This is a genomic window from Clostridium sp. OM05-5BH (genome assembly GCF_003481505.1).
Lineage (GTDB): Bacteria > Bacillota > Clostridia > Lachnospirales > Lachnospiraceae > Otoolea > Otoolea fessa.
Genome location: NZ_QULJ01000029.1, coordinates 1 through 1,553 on the forward strand (window position 1 = coordinate 1; position 1,553 = coordinate 1,553).

Below are 1,553 nucleotides of genomic sequence, written 5' to 3' on the forward strand. Positions count from 1 at the left end.
ATCCCCTTACATCCAGTAAGGATTTATCCATCTCATTACTTAAACTGTTAGAATGTAGGATGCAATGGTATATCGACTTCATCACTAGGACTTAGCGTCCGTACTTTAGACTGATAACCAGCTCCTCATTCACAGTGTTCGTTTTATGCAGGTTGAATCACATTAAGTGCATTCGTGTCACACAGTAGTTTGAGCAGGTAATGAGTAAATCTGGTATTTATCCATTGTAATATTTTTAAGGAGTGACAAATTTATGAACGCAGTAGGTATCGATGTTTCAAAAGGTAAAAGCATGGTTACAATTCTAAGACCATTTGGTGAGATTGTATCCTCTCCTTTTGAGATCAAGCACACATCCAGTGATATCCTTTCACTAATTAAACTTATTCACTCTATCGAAGGTGAATCACGAATTGTAATGGAGCACACCGGACACTATTACGAAGTACTTGCTCAGCAATTTTCAGCAGCTGGTCTGTTTGTCAGTGCTGTTAATCCTAAGCTAGTCAAAAACTTTAATAATGACTCTCTTCGCAAAGTTAAATCTGACAAAGCTGATTCCATCAAGATCGCCCGCTATGCTCTTGACAAATGGCAAAATCTTAAACCATATAGTATTGTGGATGAATTGCGCACACAACTAAAAGCCATGAATCGTCAGTTTCATTTCTATGTGAAACAAAAAACGGCTATGAAAAATAATCTTATTAATCTCATTGACCAGACATACCCAAATGCAAATACTTATTTTAATAGTCCACCCCGCAGTGATGGCTCCCAAAAATGGGTTGATTTTGTCTATACGTATTGGCATGTAGATTGCGTTCGTAAAATGTCTCTAAATTCTTTTGTTAAACACTATCAAAACTGGTGCAAGCAAAAAAAATATATCTTCAATAAATCAAAAGCCGAAGAAATTTATACCCAGTCAACGGAACTTGTCCCGGTATTTCCTAAAAACGAAATAACCAAACGCATCATTAGACAAGCTATCGCTCAGCTTAACAGCACTTCCGCTACCGTCGAAACAATACGCATTCTCATGAATGAAACCGCCTCAAAACTTCCAGAGTACCCGATTGTTATGCAGTTTAAAGGGATTGGTCCATCTCTTGGTCCACAGCTTATGGCTGAGATCGGTGATATAACCAGATTTACACATAAAGGAGCCCTTACTGCTTTCGCCGGGGTAGATCCTGGCGTAAACGAGTCTGGCTCCTATGCACAAAAAAGTGTTCCAACATCCAAACGTGGGTCTTCAAATTTAAGAAAGACTCTTTTTCAAGTAATGGATGTTCTTATTAAAACAATGCCGCAAGATGATCCTGTATATCAATTCATGGACAGAAAACGTGCCCAGGGTAAACCGTACTATGTTTACATGACTGCAGGCGCTAATAAATTTCTCAGAATCTATTATGGACGAGTGAAGGAATATCTCTGTATTCTTTCTGAGTCAAGCTAATTCAAAACTTTTATTTGCAGACCAGCACTGCTTGTGGTGGTCTTATTTTAGTGCCTAATTTTAACCATGTAAAATTTTATATTTTTTT

1 protein-coding gene is annotated in these 1,553 nt (G+C 37.7%); it reads left to right on the forward strand.

The features are described from left to right. Positions 1-253 precede the first annotated feature (253 nt). On the forward strand, positions 254-1,465 hold the full coding sequence (locus tag DXB70_RS13940) for an IS110 family transposase (RefSeq protein WP_118673495.1): 1,212 nt from the start codon (positions 254-256) through the stop codon (positions 1,463-1,465). Positions 1,466-1,553 lie beyond the last annotated feature (88 nt).

Coding starts and splice junctions, on each gene's coding strand:
- DXB70_RS13940 (WP_118673495.1), top strand. CDS start 254: ATGAACGCAGTAGGTATCGATGTTTCAAAAGGTAAAAGCATGGTTACA.